This is a genomic window from Enterococcus pernyi, assembly GCF_045371165.1.
GTDB classification, from domain to species: domain Bacteria; phylum Bacillota; class Bacilli; order Lactobacillales; family Enterococcaceae; genus Enterococcus_B; species Enterococcus_B pernyi.
On record NZ_JBIQDM010000005.1, the window covers coordinates 172,260 to 186,138 of the forward strand.

Annotated in this window: 16 protein-coding genes; 2 read left to right on the forward strand and 14 right to left on the reverse strand. The window is 41.2% G+C overall.

Annotated elements, in window-relative coordinates:
* Positions 1-9: 9 nt before the first annotated feature.
* The 5 genes from ACH0AK_RS08090 to ACH0AK_RS08110 form a co-directional block, all read right to left on the reverse strand.
* A complete protein-coding gene (locus ACH0AK_RS08090; RefSeq protein ID WP_010736257.1) occupies positions 10-717 on the reverse strand; it encodes a GntR family transcriptional regulator in 708 nt (235 codons plus the stop codon).
* 189 nt (positions 718-906) lie between these two features.
* A complete protein-coding gene (locus tag ACH0AK_RS08095) occupies positions 907-1,806 on the reverse strand; it encodes a LysM peptidoglycan-binding domain-containing protein (RefSeq protein WP_071866708.1) in 900 nt (299 codons plus the stop codon).
* Between the two features lie 117 nt (positions 1,807-1,923).
* Complete coding sequence (locus ACH0AK_RS08100) at positions 1,924-2,091, reverse strand: hypothetical protein (RefSeq protein WP_010736259.1); 168 nt, start codon at positions 2,089-2,091, stop codon at positions 1,924-1,926.
* Positions 2,091-2,768 (reverse strand): NAD(P)H-dependent oxidoreductase, encoded by a 678-nt coding sequence (locus tag ACH0AK_RS08105; RefSeq protein ID WP_010736260.1) that lies wholly within the window; start codon positions 2,766-2,768, stop codon positions 2,091-2,093. The genes ACH0AK_RS08100 and ACH0AK_RS08105 overlap by 1 nt, the downstream gene beginning before the upstream one ends.
* Positions 2,769-2,836: 68 nt before the next feature.
* Positions 2,837-3,742 carry an AraC family transcriptional regulator gene (locus ACH0AK_RS08110; RefSeq protein ID WP_010736261.1) on the reverse strand — a complete coding sequence of 302 codons (906 nt, stop codon included), beginning with the start codon at positions 3,740-3,742 and terminating at the stop codon, positions 2,837-2,839.
* Between the two features lie 227 nt (positions 3,743-3,969).
* Between ACH0AK_RS08110 and ACH0AK_RS08115 the strand changes: the two genes are divergently transcribed.
* Positions 3,970-5,010 (forward strand): aldose epimerase family protein, encoded by a 1,041-nt coding sequence (locus tag ACH0AK_RS08115; protein WP_499796846.1) that lies wholly within the window; start codon positions 3,970-3,972, stop codon positions 5,008-5,010.
* Positions 5,007-6,173 carry a galactokinase gene (locus ACH0AK_RS08120; protein ID WP_010736263.1) on the forward strand — a complete coding sequence of 389 codons (1,167 nt, stop codon included), beginning with the start codon at positions 5,007-5,009 and terminating at the stop codon, positions 6,171-6,173. Before ACH0AK_RS08115 ends, ACH0AK_RS08120 begins: the two co-directional genes overlap by 4 nt.
* 271 nt (positions 6,174-6,444) lie before the next feature.
* Here the strand turns inward: ACH0AK_RS08120 and ACH0AK_RS08125 are convergent, their stop codons facing one another.
* The 9 genes from ACH0AK_RS08125 to aroB form a co-directional block, all read right to left on the reverse strand.
* The gene (locus ACH0AK_RS08125; RefSeq protein ID WP_010736264.1) at positions 6,445-6,954 is read right to left on the reverse strand and encodes a type 1 glutamine amidotransferase domain-containing protein; all 510 of its coding nucleotides are present in this window, start codon (positions 6,952-6,954) and stop codon (positions 6,445-6,447) included.
* A gap of 124 nt (positions 6,955-7,078) precedes the next feature.
* Positions 7,079-7,534 (reverse strand): type II toxin-antitoxin system HicB family antitoxin, encoded by a 456-nt coding sequence (locus ACH0AK_RS08130; RefSeq protein WP_010736265.1) that lies wholly within the window; start codon positions 7,532-7,534, stop codon positions 7,079-7,081.
* 34 nt (positions 7,535-7,568) lie between these two features.
* Entirely contained in the window at positions 7,569-7,730 is a 162-nt protein-coding gene (locus ACH0AK_RS08135; protein ID WP_023519139.1) for a type II toxin-antitoxin system HicA family toxin, read from the reverse strand.
* 164 nt (positions 7,731-7,894) lie between these two features.
* Positions 7,895-8,761, reverse strand: coding sequence for a prephenate dehydratase (gene pheA / locus ACH0AK_RS08140; protein ID WP_023519138.1), 867 nt, complete (start codon positions 8,759-8,761; stop codon positions 7,895-7,897).
* The gene (locus ACH0AK_RS08145; protein ID WP_010736267.1) at positions 8,758-9,264 is read right to left on the reverse strand and encodes a shikimate kinase; all 507 of its coding nucleotides are present in this window, start codon (positions 9,262-9,264) and stop codon (positions 8,758-8,760) included. The genes pheA and ACH0AK_RS08145 overlap by 4 nt, the downstream gene beginning before the upstream one ends.
* On the reverse strand, positions 9,264-10,547 hold the full coding sequence (aroA, locus tag ACH0AK_RS08150) for a 3-phosphoshikimate 1-carboxyvinyltransferase (protein WP_023519137.1): 1,284 nt from the start codon (positions 10,545-10,547) through the stop codon (positions 9,264-9,266). Before aroA ends, ACH0AK_RS08145 begins: the two co-directional genes overlap by 1 nt.
* A 4-nt stretch (positions 10,548-10,551) precedes the next feature.
* A complete protein-coding gene (locus ACH0AK_RS08155; protein ID WP_023519136.1) occupies positions 10,552-11,631 on the reverse strand; it encodes a prephenate dehydrogenase in 1,080 nt (359 codons plus the stop codon).
* A gap of 13 nt (positions 11,632-11,644) precedes the next feature.
* Complete coding sequence (gene aroC, locus ACH0AK_RS08160; RefSeq protein ID WP_023519135.1) at positions 11,645-12,811, reverse strand: chorismate synthase; 1,167 nt, start codon at positions 12,809-12,811, stop codon at positions 11,645-11,647.
* A complete protein-coding gene (gene aroB / locus ACH0AK_RS08165; RefSeq protein WP_023519134.1) occupies positions 12,812-13,876 on the reverse strand; it encodes a 3-dehydroquinate synthase in 1,065 nt (354 codons plus the stop codon).
* Positions 13,877-13,879: the final 3 nt, after the last annotated feature.

Consider the following 13,879-nt stretch of genomic DNA (forward strand, 5'->3'; position numbering starts at 1 on the left):
CTCAAATCCTCAATCAATCCTCGAACGATGGATCTCACGGTCAAAGGGGCGGATGTAAGTCACAGAGTAGTCGATGGCAATGATACTGCTGTATTCATAGACTTGTCCATCTTCTAATATAGCTCGGTTCGTGATTTGCATGGCTGGTGTACCGCGTTTACATAGCAATATTTTTGATTGTTCTTTGGAAGTCGTGATTGGGTCATAACTCGTGATATAGTGAGAAATTCGATAGCCTTTTTGTTCCACGTACTTTTGGATGGAATGTTCGATGACTTCTTGGGATAAGTCGGGAAACATTGCTACCGGCATTTTTGACATTTCTAACTGCTCGATTTTATAATCAACGATTCGAATACGTTCAAATGTCCAAACTTCGGCGCCGTCATCAAGTTGAAAGATTTTTTGCTCATCCGCCGTTGCTGGTGCTTTGTTTAAACTGATCATTTTTGAATGGATCCGATCATAAGGGGTACGTGTCAAAGAATTGAAGATCAAGGGATTTTTGACCCATTTTTCATGGATAAAGATACCTGATCCTTGAACGACACGGACAATACCGATTTCTTCCAGGTTTTTGATCGCTTGTTGGATCGTAAAGCGAGAAACATGATAGATTTCCGCTAGTTTTCGTTGATTCGGTAATTTTCCATCTTTAAATTCTTCTTGATAGATCTTACTCAATAAATCTTGGACGATGAATTCTCGTTTTTTCATGATCTTCTCCTTTACGGGTTACATTCACTTCTTTATCTTAACAAAAAAACAACCAATCACAACCCACTCATGATGAGCCAGTGGAGAACGAAACGTATTTAGAACAAAAAAGCCACAAAAATTGGCAAAAAGAACCATTTTTGTGACTTCATCTAATCAATTGAAGTTGAATCTTTCTTCTTGATCTTCCTAATTCAAACGTAATTCTTGACCAGGGTTAAAGAAGAAATCATCCATCGTCATGCCATTCAAGGACAAGATCGTCTCAACTGGCACACCCGTCCGTTGCGCAATTTGATTTGGACCTTCGCCTTCACGTACAACGGTTGTAGCTGCTTGATTGGCTTGATTGCTCGTATCTTCTGTGGACTGTGCCGTGTACTGATCGGCTTGTGACTCCGACGTTTCTGTTGTTTCTGGTGTCGCTTCCGTCGAAGGTGTCGTCTCTTCCGAAGAAGATTCGCTACTAGGTGTCGCTGCTTGAAGTTCCGCACTTGTTCGCAGATAAATGTCGGAGATCCGAGCGACCTGCGCCGTATAACTTGCAGATAGCTGATTGATCATGGTATCTAGGTCGATATCCTCCTTGTTGGAAGCATCTTGGTACATCCCTCTTAATTTACTGATTCCTTCATCCGACAAGGCTTGAAGTTCTCTTGCTTTTCGGTTGGCAATGACCGAAAGACCATTGACACCGTCTTGATTGTTTTGGATCTCTGCTTGGTATTCTTCGATCAACACTGGGGTTTTATCTTCGATTTTCTTCGAATAATCTGCAACGACTGCTTGTAGTTGTTCAGAAATAGCTCCTGAAGGTTCTGTTGCTTCGCTGCTTTCTTGTGTTGCTTCAGTTTCAGATGAAGCAGTAGTTGAAGCTGTGGACGATTGCGTCGTTTCACTCGTCTTTGCTACCGAGTTTTCACTGGCATTGTTTCTACTATGGAGATATAATCCAGTACCTGCACCAACCAGTAGTAAGACTACTGCAACAGCGGCACCGATTTTCATCATACGCATGCGTGATGCTTGTTTCTGTTGTTGTCTTCGAGCTGATCGAACATTGCCACGCTGTTCATTTTCTTCATTCATTTCATTCACCACCTGTTATTTCTGTAAAAAAATAGCGTTACCAACTTTCTTGTAGTTCCATTGTAGCAAATAATAAGCGTTATGAACATTTTTTATTATGTTATTACTGAAGAAAAATCACCATTTTTGATGATTCCAAGATTCTCCATCGATTTCTCCTTGCAACTGCTCGATCCGTTCATTGATTTCGACAAATAAGCGTGACATTTCATGAAGTAAGGCTTTGCCCTCATAATCCGCTTGCGTACTCAATTCGGCTAATTGTTCTGTCAACCATTGATCCATTATAAGGTCTTTCCTTTCATCTCTTGTAGTATAAATGTCAGATCTTCAATATTTTCTTTGGCTTCTTCTAACATCGTTTCGATCATCTGCTGCTTCATCGGTGCTTTTTCCTTGATGCGTTCATTTTGTGCAAATCGTTCGATAAACCAATCGATCCGATTGATCAGTGAAGGTTTTTCGACTAATGTGAGATATTGCTGATAACTGATCAGGCGTTCAAACCGTTGTTCTTGAGTTAAGTACATGAACTGTGCTAAAACAAACGGAGGCAAAAAGGTCATCTGGAATTTATGGGCAATTCGTTGATACGGACGCAAATACTCCGAGATCGTATACTCTTCTTTCCCACCTGCTTGGTATTCTTTTTCACTCACGCCGGTTGTTAAGACGATCCCTAATTCTTTACCTGATAAGACTGCTGTTGCCGCTTCTAACACTTGGTCTTGCCACATTTTCAAATGGGCTGGCGCGCTATACCAATAGAAAGGAAATTGGAAGATGATCCGGTCATGCTCTTTCAATAAAGCAAGTTCTGCTTGAAGATCAATTTCCCCATCTGGATAACAAGCTTCTAGATGATGCCAAGTAGTCGATAGCTGGCTGGATGCTTCTTTAAAAAACTGTTGGTTCAACGATGTGTCAATTGTCGGATGGCTGACAATAATCAATGTTTTCATAGCTTTTTCCTCCCGTTTTCTAGTCTAGCATATCCCAAGAAAAACCCAGTCAACAATGCCTTTATGTCTTAGGTCGCCCAAGAAATGATGGCTTGTTCTTCTAATTGCTTTTTTAATTGTTCTGCGGAAACTCCTTTGATCTTTTCGTTATTCATTCGTCTACGATAGTTTGTCGCCGTCTCACCAGTGAATTTCTTGAACATGCGGCTAAATACGACCAAACTATTGAAGCCGACTTGATAAGCGATTGCTTCAACGGATTCTTCCGTCAGAGATAAGAGAAACGCTGCCCGATTGATGCGAACACCAATCATATATTCTTTGATACTGATCCCCATATGATTTTTGAACACACGAGAGAGATGACTTCGGTTAACGGATAATTTTTTTGCGATCTCCTCAACAGTCAAACGCTCGCTGTAATGTTCTTCGATATACTGTACCGCATCAACAGCGAGGGCTGAATAACTTTTTTGTTCTCCTAAATGAACATAGCCACCATCTTCTAATAAGAGCGCGAGCAATTGATACGTCAACGCATTTAATTGCAGCTCATCGACTAGATTTTTTGTCGAGTAATTCATACATGCCAAGATAATCTCCACATATCTAGCAATTTCTGAAGAAACCATCGTGTATTGATCATCTTTGAATAAAGAATGTTGAATGATTTTATCGGCTACTGCCCCACCGAAGGAAATCCAACAGTAGACCCAAGGATCTTCACCATCCGCCAAATAAAAAGTAGAATCACCCGGTCTAATCAAAAAAAGATCACCTTTTTTTAATTGATATTGCTGATCTTTTACGCGATAGACTCCTTTTCCTTCCATCACGATATGCAAAATATAATCTTGACGAATAGCTGGTCCAAATGAATGAAAGGGCAATGTTTTAGAAAAACCGCAAAAGTCAAAGTATAGTTCTTGTGAGATGGATTGATGTTCTTTTTTCAAAAAAATCGCTTTTTCCATTGACGTACCCTCTTTCGTATTTTCTTTATTCTACTATAGATGCAACAAAAAGTTAAATACTGCTCACAGAAATACATTCAAGCAAGTGCTCTTCTTTGATATGATTGAATGGTAAAAACAGTAAACGCCCCATTGTAAACGCTTCATTTAATGGTATAGTTAATTTGATTAGGCGTAAACTGCGCCTACACCAACTACTAATCCAGCACCAAGAAAGGACTACTTAAATGGACATTACTAAAAAAACATTTGGACAATCTGCACATTTGATTACTTTAACCAATCAACAGGGTACGACCCTCGCTGTTACCGATTCAGGCGCACGGATCGTCAGTTTGACATTCATGGGTAGAGAGTTGATTCTAGGTTTTGATTCAGCAGAAGAGTATCTCGAAAAAGATGCCTTTATCGGAGCAACGATCGGACGAACTGCTGGGCGGATCGATGCAGGCAAATTCACCCTCGACGGCCAGACGTATCAACTACCTGTCGATCCTGCAACTGGTCACTCCTTACATGGCAGTACGCCAAGTTTTGAAGAAAAAATCTGGCAATACGAAATCATTGATGGCGAACAAGAAGCCACTGTGGTCTTTACCACGACTAGTCCCGACAAAGAGCGTGGTTTTCCAGGGAATTTATCCGTAGAAGTTCGCTATACCCTTACAGAAGATAATATTTGGCGTGTCACAACGAAAGCAGTCAGTGATCAATTGACACTATTCAACCCAACCAATCATGTTTATTTCAACTTGAGTGGTGATGTGACGCAACCAATCGATGACCATACTTTGTGGGTCAACAGTCAAACCTTTGCTGCTTTACGACCAGATAGCATTCCGACAGGTGAACAAATAGAAGTGACTGGAACACCGTTTGATTTTCAAACACCAACAAAACTAACGACTGTTTTCACCAGTGACTTTCCACAAAAAGAATTATTTGATGGAATCGATCATCCGTTCTTCTTAAAGGACACAGGCTTAGATAAAACGGCCGCTTCTCTTTTAAGTCCAGATGAAACAATCAAAGTCAGTGTCAGGACGGATGCATCGAGTATCGTCATTTTCACTGCCAACTTTGGGGAAGATACACCTGAAATGCGCGGGCAACGTTTAGCGAACCATGGCGGCATCACTTTTGAAACACAAATCGCTCCAGGAGCAGAACGTTACCCTTCTTTCGGCGACATATCTTTGGTACCGGAAACACCATTTGAGACGATTACAGAATTCAAACTTGAAGCAAGAGAGGAACAAGACAGATGAATAAAACAGCACATTTAACAACGAAATTCAATGAATTATTTGGTGAAAAACCAACAACAAACTATTTTTCACCTGGGCGAATCAACTTGATCGGTGAACACACGGACTACAACGGTGGACACGTTTTTCCTGCATCAATCACTTATGGCACTTACGGCGTTGCTGCACGTCGAGAAGACAACAAAGTATTAGTTTACTCAACAAACTTTGAGGAAATCGGCGTGATCGAATTCACGCTTGATGACCTGACATTTGATAAAAAAGACAACTGGGCAAATTATGTCAAAGGAATGATCTTGAAACTAAAAGAAGCTGGCTATACCATCGAGAGCGGTTTTGAATTGGTGATTGAAGGAACGATCCCTAATGGTGCCGGACTTTCTAGCAGTGCTTCGTTAGAATTATTAGTGGGGGTTGTTCTGGAAGATTTGTTTGATTTAGCGATCGATCGCTTGACACTCGTTCAAACTGGAAAAAAAGTAGAAAATGAATTCATTGGTGTCAATTCAGGGATCATGGATCAATTTGCGATCGGTTTTGGAGAAATCGACCATGCCATCTTGCTAGATACGAATACATTACACTATGAAATGGTCCCAGTTAAATTAGATGGCTACGCCGTGGTTATCATGAACACGAATAAACGACGTGAATTAGCGGAATCAAAATATAATGAACGTCGCAGCGAATGTGAAGAAGCCTTGAAACGTCTACAAACGAAGCTGGACATCAAAGCTTTAGGCGAATTAGATGAAGCGACTTTCGAAGCGAATACGGACTTGATTGGCGATGATACCTTGATCCGTCGCGCACGTCACGCCGTCACTGAAAATCAACGAACATTAAAAGCAAAAGCTGAATTAGAGCAAGGAAACTTAGAAGCTTTCGGTCTATTATTGAATGATTCTCATTACTCACTCCGTCATGATTACGAAGTCACAGGCATCGAATTAGATACACTTGTAGATGCCGCACAAGCGCAACCTGGTGTATTAGGCGCACGAATGACAGGCGCAGGATTTGGTGGCTGTGCCATCGCTCTAGTCAAAGAAGAGGAAATCCCCGCCTTTAAAGAAAATGTCCATGCACGTTATTTAGAGGTTGTAGGATATGAGCCAGAGTTTTATGTAGCACATATCGGAAGCGGTACGACGAAAATTTAGTTAAAAACAGAAACATGCGTCTGGGCTTGGCAAACAATCAAACTCAGGCGCATATTTTATTGAATCATGATTTTGAATCTAGGTTAAATAATTTTGAAAAAATTTAAAAATCAGCTGTTGATTAGTTGCATCTTATTTTAATTATAAATTTCTTTTTCAGTTAAAAAGACAGAAAGAATGTATTTGCATTCTTTCTGTCCCAAATCATTCTAAAATTCTTTATTCCTCGTATCACTATTTTGACTTGCAACGCTACAAAGTGTTCAGTCGTTTAACCCAAGATCTCAACAATTGCTTTGTTGAATTCAGGCAAGTCATCTGGTGTACGGCTAGTAACTAATTGATTATCGATCACCACTGCTTCATCTTTGACATTGGCGCCAGCGTAAGCCACATCTGGACGAACAGTATCGTAAGCAGTCATTGTTCTACCTTCTGTTAGACCGGTTTGGATAAACAATTGTGGGCCATGACAGATAGCAAATAACGGTTGGTCATTTTTCAAGAAGTAAGTAACGAAATCAACAAAACGTTGATCCTTACGTAATTGATCCGGTGAGAATCCTCCAGGGATCAAGAGCGCATCGAAATCTTCAGGAGAAACTTCATCAATGCTGCGATCGATCGTGAACTCGCCACCTTTTTTGCCTTTGATCGTTTGGTTTGCTTCAAAACCAATCGTTGTCACTTCATTCCCCGCATTTTCCAATGCTTCTTTTGGTGAAGTCAACTCAATATCTTCGACTAAATCAGTTACGATTGCTGCAATTTTTTTTGCCATTTTTCCTCTTCCTTTCTTATCGCTTGATTCTAGCCTAAAGGATTTCAGAAAAGTGTGCAAATCATCTGTTTATGATTTATAACCTATTTTATTTAAAAGAAAGATGATAGTTTCTCTTTTAAAGTTAAGCACCTAGTTTTTCACGAACAATGGCTTCAGTCAATGTCTTTGAAAAATTTAGATGCATTTCTTTACCTAACTTATCTGCCCATTTTGGGATCGTTAACGTCTTTTTTACAGGTTCCTCTGTGCCTAAATATTCTGTTAGATCTACAGAGACCATTGAAATAAATGATTTTTCAGCATCATATTCTAATATGAACTCAGAGTCACTTTTAAAAGGGTTATTTTCTATAAGTGACAATGAACTGATAAGAGATGGTTCAGGTAATGTTCGGTCTTCTTCTATCTCAGCCGCCAAAAGAATACCTAAGTAATCAGAGGCATTTTCGAGCGCTTCAGGAATGTCAGATCCGCTTGTACCAGCCATCTCCGGAAAATCTGGAAAGAAAACAGAAAATCCCGAGTCATAGCCTTCACTTGTTTCTGAATAGAATAATGCCGGATATGAAATAAGCATGATCCTCCTCCTCTCTCAAGAAGCAGGAACAAAGCTATTTTAACCCTGCCTGCCTCAGTATCGCATGTTCTGTCCCTTTAGGTAGCTTGGAAGGAACAATAATTGGTCGATTTACTCCTGGTAGTTTCACTTTTATATGAGAACCTTTTCCACCTTTAACTTTTAACCCACTTATGGAAATCAAGAGTTTGACCATTTCCTGTTATGTCATTGGCATTGTTACAATACCTCCTGACATATCTATACTAACACGTGTAACACGTGAAAAAAATAAAAAACACGTGCTATACGTGTAAAAGCAAATATAGAAAAATTATTCAAAAAAAACCAAGGCAGCTATCTAGGTTCAGCTGCTTTGATTTATTTTCTGTATGTCGCTTTTTTATCCTCACGGCTACGGTACACTGGATATTCTCCGATCAATTGGACCGGAAATGCTCGCTGTTCCAGTAGTTTGATTGCTTCGTTCAATTTTGTATCTGCCTGTTCAATCTCTACTTCGATCACGAAAAAGTATTCACCTAACGAGGTTTTTTGCGGTCTAGACTCGATTTTGGTCAAATTAAGTTTTTGTTCTGCAAACACCGCAAGTACTTGATATAACGCACCTGGGCGATTTTCTGGCAAGTCTACAAATAGCGTTGCTTTGTAAGTACTGACTGGTAATTGAGATGACATCGGTGAGGAACCTAGTAGCCAAAAACGGGTTTCATTGTTGCGGATCGATTGGATATCTTGCTGAACGATGGTCAAACCAAACTGTTCCGCAGCTTCTTTAGGTCCGATTGCCGCGATTTTTTGTTCAGGATGCTCGGCAACTTGTTGGGCACCTTGGGCAGTCGAACCCATTTGCTCGATTTCCACGTCAGGGAACTGTTGCTTCAAAAATACTTGCGATTGTGCCAACGCTTGCGGATGACTACAGATTTTTGTTACCTCTTGCCACATCTGTTGATGCTTAGGATGTACCATCAATTGTTGCTTGATTGGTAAAACGATTTCTCCTTGGATCGTTGGTAAGGTTTCATAGACATGGTCTAATGTGGGCAATACAGAACCTTCGATGGAATTCTCGATCGGTACCATCGCATAATCGATCGCATCGTTGATCTGGGCATCAATCAAATTTGTTAAAGCTTGATACGGAGACCAATCGCCTTCGTTGAAATAATTCTTTACTGCACTATATGTGAAGGAACCTTTTGGGCCTAGATAACCAATTTTCATCGATTCATCACCTGCTTTATGATTTCTGAGACAACTTCTGCTGGTGATTTACCAGTTGTTTCTATCGTAAGATCTGCTAATGTTTCATAGTGTTTTTTCCGCGAAAAAAATAATTCTTTTAACTCTGTATCATCTTTATCGAGTGCCAACGGACGGGCTTGTTTGTGATCTTGGCGGATACGTTTGATCAAAAGATCGGGATCAGCTTTTAAGTAAACCACCAGATGATCTGTCAGCAGTCGTTGATTTTCTTCTTGTAGGATAACTCCCCCACCTGTCGCAATGATCGCTTCTTCTTGCAATGAGTTTTTCAGTAGCTTCGTTTCTTCCTGTCGAAAGGCAGCTTCGCCATGTAATTCAAAATACTGACTGATCGAACAGCCAAACTCCTCGACTAGTTTTGTATCCATATCGATCAATGGTTTCTTTAACTGCATAGAAAGCTTGCGACTGATCGTTGTTTTACCGGCGCCCATAAAACCAATCAGCACAATTGCAGCCATTAGTTTTTCTCCTTGATCAGACCAGCTAGATCAGTGAAGAAGTCAGGATAAGAAATATTTACCGCTTCTGGATGGTTCAATTCAACTGGCTCATCGGTCAATAATGCGGCAATCTGTAACATCATGCCAATGCGATGATCCCCATGACTGTCAACAATTGCCCCATGCAAAGGTGTCGGACCATGAATGATCAGCCCATCATCTGTTGTTTCGATGTTTGCGCCCATTTTTATCAATTCTTCCGCTGTCGCATCGATGCGATTTGTTTCTTTCACTTTTAATTCTTGTGCGTCCCGAATGATCGTCGTGCCTTGTGCTTGTGTTGCAGCTAATGCCAAAATCGGTAATTCATCGATCAAGCGAGGAATGATTTCTCCTTCGATCGTACACGCCTGCAAGTTGGCAGAACGTACCATTAAGTCAGCCGCTTGATTTTGTTGATCGATTTGCATTTCTTGGATCGAAGCCCCCATTTCGATCAATACATCTAAAATCCCTGTTCGTGTTGGATTGATTCCTACTTGTTTCAATAAGACTTCACTATCTGGCAAAATACTTGCTGCGACTAGATAAAAGGCTGCTGACGAAATATCCCCAGGTACCGCCACGTTTTGTCCAACTAACCGTTGTCCGCCAGCAAGTGTGATCACTTTATCTTCTACTCTGATTTCTCCACCAAATTGTTTGATCATTTCTTCTGTATGATTCCGTGAGCGTTCTTTTTCGATGATCGTTGTCTCACCATCTGCTTGAAGTGCCGCGAATAAAATCGCTGATTTGACTTGCGCACTGGCAATCGGCATCTCATATTCGATTGGTTTCAAAGGCCCACCAGTCACTCGTAAAGGTGGTAGATCTGGATGTTCGATCCCTTTAAGATCTGCACCCATTTCACGTAAAGGATTCATCACTCTCCCCATCGGGCGACGATTCAACGAGTCATCTCCAGACACTTCTGCCGAAATCTTACTTCCAGCTAAAATCCCTAAAAGTAAACGGATCGTTGTACCAGAATTACCTGCATCTAAACGTTCTGTTGGTGTTTGTAATCCCTCTACGCCATAACCATAAACATGGATTTTCTCTTCTTCCTCTTCTATTCTCACACCTAATTGTCTAAATATGGACATCGTACTCAAGCAATCTTCTGCTTTTAAAAAGTTCGTTATCGTCGTTTTTCCATGACTGATTGCACCAAACATGATGCTGCGATGAGAAATCGATTTATCTGCTGGAACCGTTAGCTCACCTTTGATCCCATGTGTAGCATTAAGTAATTGCATTGTCTCAACTCCTGATCCAACAGTGAAAATTTTCCGCTTGAATCAATGCTTGTCCTTTTTCTAAATCGGTTTGATTTTTGAAGGACAATTCAAGGACTCCGAAAATATCTTCTCTAGTTTCTTGTATTTTTAGATTGATGATTGAAATATCTGCTTGGCTCAAAGCCGTTGTCACCTTAGCAACTGCACCGGAAATATCCGGAATATCAACGTATAGATCATAGAACGCTGGAATCGTTCCTTGTCGTTTCTTCGGCAACTGATCCCTTGTTTGCTTCGCTTGTGCAAAAAATCGATAAATGGCCTCTTCATCATTTCTCGCAAGTTGTGTTTTCAATGTTTCCATGGAGGATTGCCATTCTTCTAGTAAAGACAGCATGATTTCTTGATTCGTTAATAAGATATCTGTCCACATTTTTGGATCAGAAGAAGCAATACGCGTAATATCTCGAAACCCTCCGGCTGCAAGTTGGGAGGCTCTTGGATGTTTTTGATTGAGTTCATCACTGGTTTGCACTAAACCAGCAGCCACGATATGAGGCAAATGGCTTAAAACGCCGACGATCTCGTCATGATTTTTGGCTTCCATCAATACAAATTTTGCTCGAGTCGGTTCTAATAGTTCCATCAGTTCAGCTACACGATCACTCTCATGATCATTGGTCAATATATAATAAGCTTCCTCGAACAAATTAGGATTGCCGGCTTTTACTCCAGATTTATGCGAGCCTGCCATTGGGTGTCCACCAATAAAAGTAAAAGGTAATTCCTTAGCCGCTGTCATGATTGCTGCTTTCGTACTGCCAGTATCACTGACCAATACAGTTTCCTTTAGCGGAAGTGTCGCTAATTGTTGCAAATAGTCCAAACTAACTTGTACAGGAACCGCTAATAAAATAACATCCATTTGACTTGCTTCTTCGATCCCAGACACCAGATGATCCACTAATTGGACTTCTTCTGCAATTTTTCTTGTTTCTGCTGAATGATCCCATCCATAAAGAGTCACATTCGATCCTTTGATGGCTCGGCAAAGCGAAGCACCAATCAGACCTAAACCTAAGACAAATACCTTTTTCTTCATATCAGTCTCCTCACTAAAAGTCTTGGATCATCTGCCGATGACTGGCAACAGATTTTTTCAGCTCACTCATGTTATCCGCTGGGAAATGTTCAAGGATCTCCACGGCAAGTGCTGTTGCAATGACGTGTTCAGCCACCACAGAAGCTGCTGGTACAGCGGTACTGTCGGAACGTTCGACACTTGCTTTATAGGCTTCTTTCGTGTCGATATCCACACTCATCAACGGCTTGTAAAGTGTAGGGATCGGTTTCATCACACCACGAACGATGATTTGTTCCCCATTTGTCATCCCACCTTCAAATCCACCTAAATGATTGGTTGTCCGGCGGTAGCCTTGTTCTTGATCCCAGGTGATTTCATCCATAACTTTAGAACCTGGTAAAGTCGCTGCATCAAAACCGATCCCAAATTCTACCCCTTTGAAGGCATTGATACTCAGCATGGCTTGTGCTAATTTTCCATCTAATTTTTTATCCCATTGGACATAACTACCCAAACCAGCCGGTACATTTTCAACCCGGACTTCGACGACACCACCTAAGGTATCACCTGCTTTTTTCGTCTCATCGATCAATGTTTTGACTTGTTCTTCGATCTCAAGGTCTACCATATTGACTTCGGAGATCGTTGTTTTTTCCTTGATCACCGCCACAGGTAGCACTTCAGGAATCGTTGCTTTGACCCCTCCAAGAACTGCTACGTGACTGGCAATTTCAATATCTAGTGCTGCTAGGATCTGTTTTGCTAAAGAGCCGATTGCTACACGCATGGTCGTTTCTCTAGCTGAAGACCGTTCTAACACATTCCTAAGATCTTGATGTTGGTATTTCATTCCACCAACTAGATCCGCATGTCCTGGACGAGGTTTGGCTACTCGACGACGTGTGACATGTTTTTCTTCGATTGGCTCGGCTGACATCACCGTTTGCCAATTCTTCCAGTCTTTATTCTCCACGATCATTGTGATTGGCGAACCAAGCGTTTTACCATGTCGAATACCTGAGGTGATTTGGACACGATCTTTCTCGATCTTCATTCTGCCACCACGACCGTACCCCCCTTGTCGTCTCGCAAGATCTTCATTGATTTTTTCAAGTGAAACTTCTAAACCTGCCGGGATACCTTCAATAATGGCAGTTAACTGTGGACCATGAGATTCTCCTGCTGTTAAAAAACGCATTTAGTTCCCCTCCTTTAAATAGTCTTTCACGGACTCAAGCGGAATTTCTTGGATTCTTGCTTGTCCGATTTTATCTAATAAAATAATTTTCAATGTCTTTCCACGTGCCTTTTTATCGTGGGTGATCGCATCATAAAGGGATTGCTCCTCCCAAGGTTGGTACTTGATCGGTAACTGATACTTTTCGATCATTTGGATCAATTGCGCAGTGATGCCCACTGGTGATTTTCCCATCTTTTCGGCTTGTTTGGTGATTTGCACCATACCGATCGCTACGGCTTCGCCATGACTGATCTGACCATAACCAGCAGTATTTTCGATGGCATGTCCGATCGTATGGCCAAAGTTCAGTAACAAACGATTCCCGTTATCGAATTGATCTTCTTCAACAACTTGTTTCTTCACACGCAACGCCTTTTCAATGATTTTTTCACTATTAGCCAGTAAGTCAGCAACTCCTGTTAATTTTGCCAAATCTTGCCATAGCGTTTCATCACTGATTGCACCACACTTGATGATCTCAGCGATCCCTTCTTGGATTCTACGCTCTGATAACGTCATTAACGTCTCTGGATCGATCAATACCCCGTCTGGTTGTGCAAATGTCCCAATCATATTTTTCGCCATGGGTGCATTGATTGCTGTTTTTCCTCCAATGCTTGAATCGACCTGTGCCAGTAGGGAAGTCGGGATCTGGACAAATGAAATCCCTCGCATATAGGTGGAAGCAACGAAGCTGGCTAAATCGCCGATCACTCCCCCTCCAAGCGCAATCACCGCATCACTACGCGTAAATTGTTCTTCTGCTAAAAACGCATAGAGGTGAGCTGCCATGTCGAATGATTTGCTGCTCTCCCCAGCTGAAACAACATAATGGACGACTTCGTAGCTTGCCCGCAACTGTTGACAAATTTTTTCGCCGTATATCGGAAAAACATTCGTATCACTGATAATCGCGATTTTTTTATTTTTCCAGATTCCTTCGATCCACTCAGACACATGATCGAGTGCATTTCGTTCAATGATGATCTCATAGCTTTTTTCTGGTAAGACAACTTCTAACATGAC

Excerpts from the sequence above, each read along its gene's own strand:
- ACH0AK_RS08090 (WP_010736257.1), bottom strand. The coding sequence starts at position 717 with ATGAAAAAACGAGAATTCATCGTCCAAGATTTATTGAGTAAGATCTAT.
- ACH0AK_RS08095 (WP_071866708.1), bottom strand. The coding sequence starts at position 1,806 with ATGAATGAAGAAAATGAACAGCGTGGCAATGTTCGATCAGCTCGAAGA.
- ACH0AK_RS08100 (WP_010736259.1), bottom strand. The coding sequence starts at position 2,091 with ATGGATCAATGGTTGACAGAACAATTAGCCGAATTGAGTACGCAAGCG.
- ACH0AK_RS08105 (WP_010736260.1), bottom strand. The coding sequence starts at position 2,768 with ATGAAAACATTGATTATTGTCAGCCATCCGACAATTGACACATCGTTG.
- ACH0AK_RS08110 (WP_010736261.1), bottom strand. The coding sequence starts at position 3,742 with ATGGAAAAAGCGATTTTTTTGAAAAAAGAACATCAATCCATCTCACAA.
- ACH0AK_RS08115 (WP_499796846.1), top strand. The coding sequence starts at position 3,970 with ATGGACATTACTAAAAAAACATTTGGACAATCTGCACATTTGATTACT.
- ACH0AK_RS08120 (WP_010736263.1), top strand. The coding sequence starts at position 5,007 with ATGAATAAAACAGCACATTTAACAACGAAATTCAATGAATTATTTGGT.
- ACH0AK_RS08125 (WP_010736264.1), bottom strand. The coding sequence starts at position 6,954 with ATGGCAAAAAAAATTGCAGCAATCGTAACTGATTTAGTCGAAGATATT.
- ACH0AK_RS08130 (WP_010736265.1), bottom strand. The coding sequence starts at position 7,534 with ATGCTTATTTCATATCCGGCATTATTCTATTCAGAAACAAGTGAAGGC.
- ACH0AK_RS08135 (WP_023519139.1), bottom strand. The coding sequence starts at position 7,730 with ATGGTCAAACTCTTGATTTCCATAAGTGGGTTAAAAGTTAAAGGTGGA.
- pheA (WP_023519138.1), bottom strand. The coding sequence starts at position 8,761 with ATGAAAATTGGTTATCTAGGCCCAAAAGGTTCCTTCACATATAGTGCA.
- ACH0AK_RS08145 (WP_010736267.1), bottom strand. The coding sequence starts at position 9,264 with ATGGCTGCAATTGTGCTGATTGGTTTTATGGGCGCCGGTAAAACAACG.
- aroA (WP_023519137.1), bottom strand. The coding sequence starts at position 10,547 with ATGCAATTACTTAATGCTACACATGGGATCAAAGGTGAGCTAACGGTT.
- ACH0AK_RS08155 (WP_023519136.1), bottom strand. The coding sequence starts at position 11,631 with ATGAAGAAAAAGGTATTTGTCTTAGGTTTAGGTCTGATTGGTGCTTCG.
- aroC (WP_023519135.1), bottom strand. The coding sequence starts at position 12,811 with ATGCGTTTTTTAACAGCAGGAGAATCTCATGGTCCACAGTTAACTGCC.
- aroB (WP_023519134.1), bottom strand. The coding sequence starts at position 13,876 with ATGTTAGAAGTTGTCTTACCAGAAAAAAGCTATGAGATCATCATTGAA.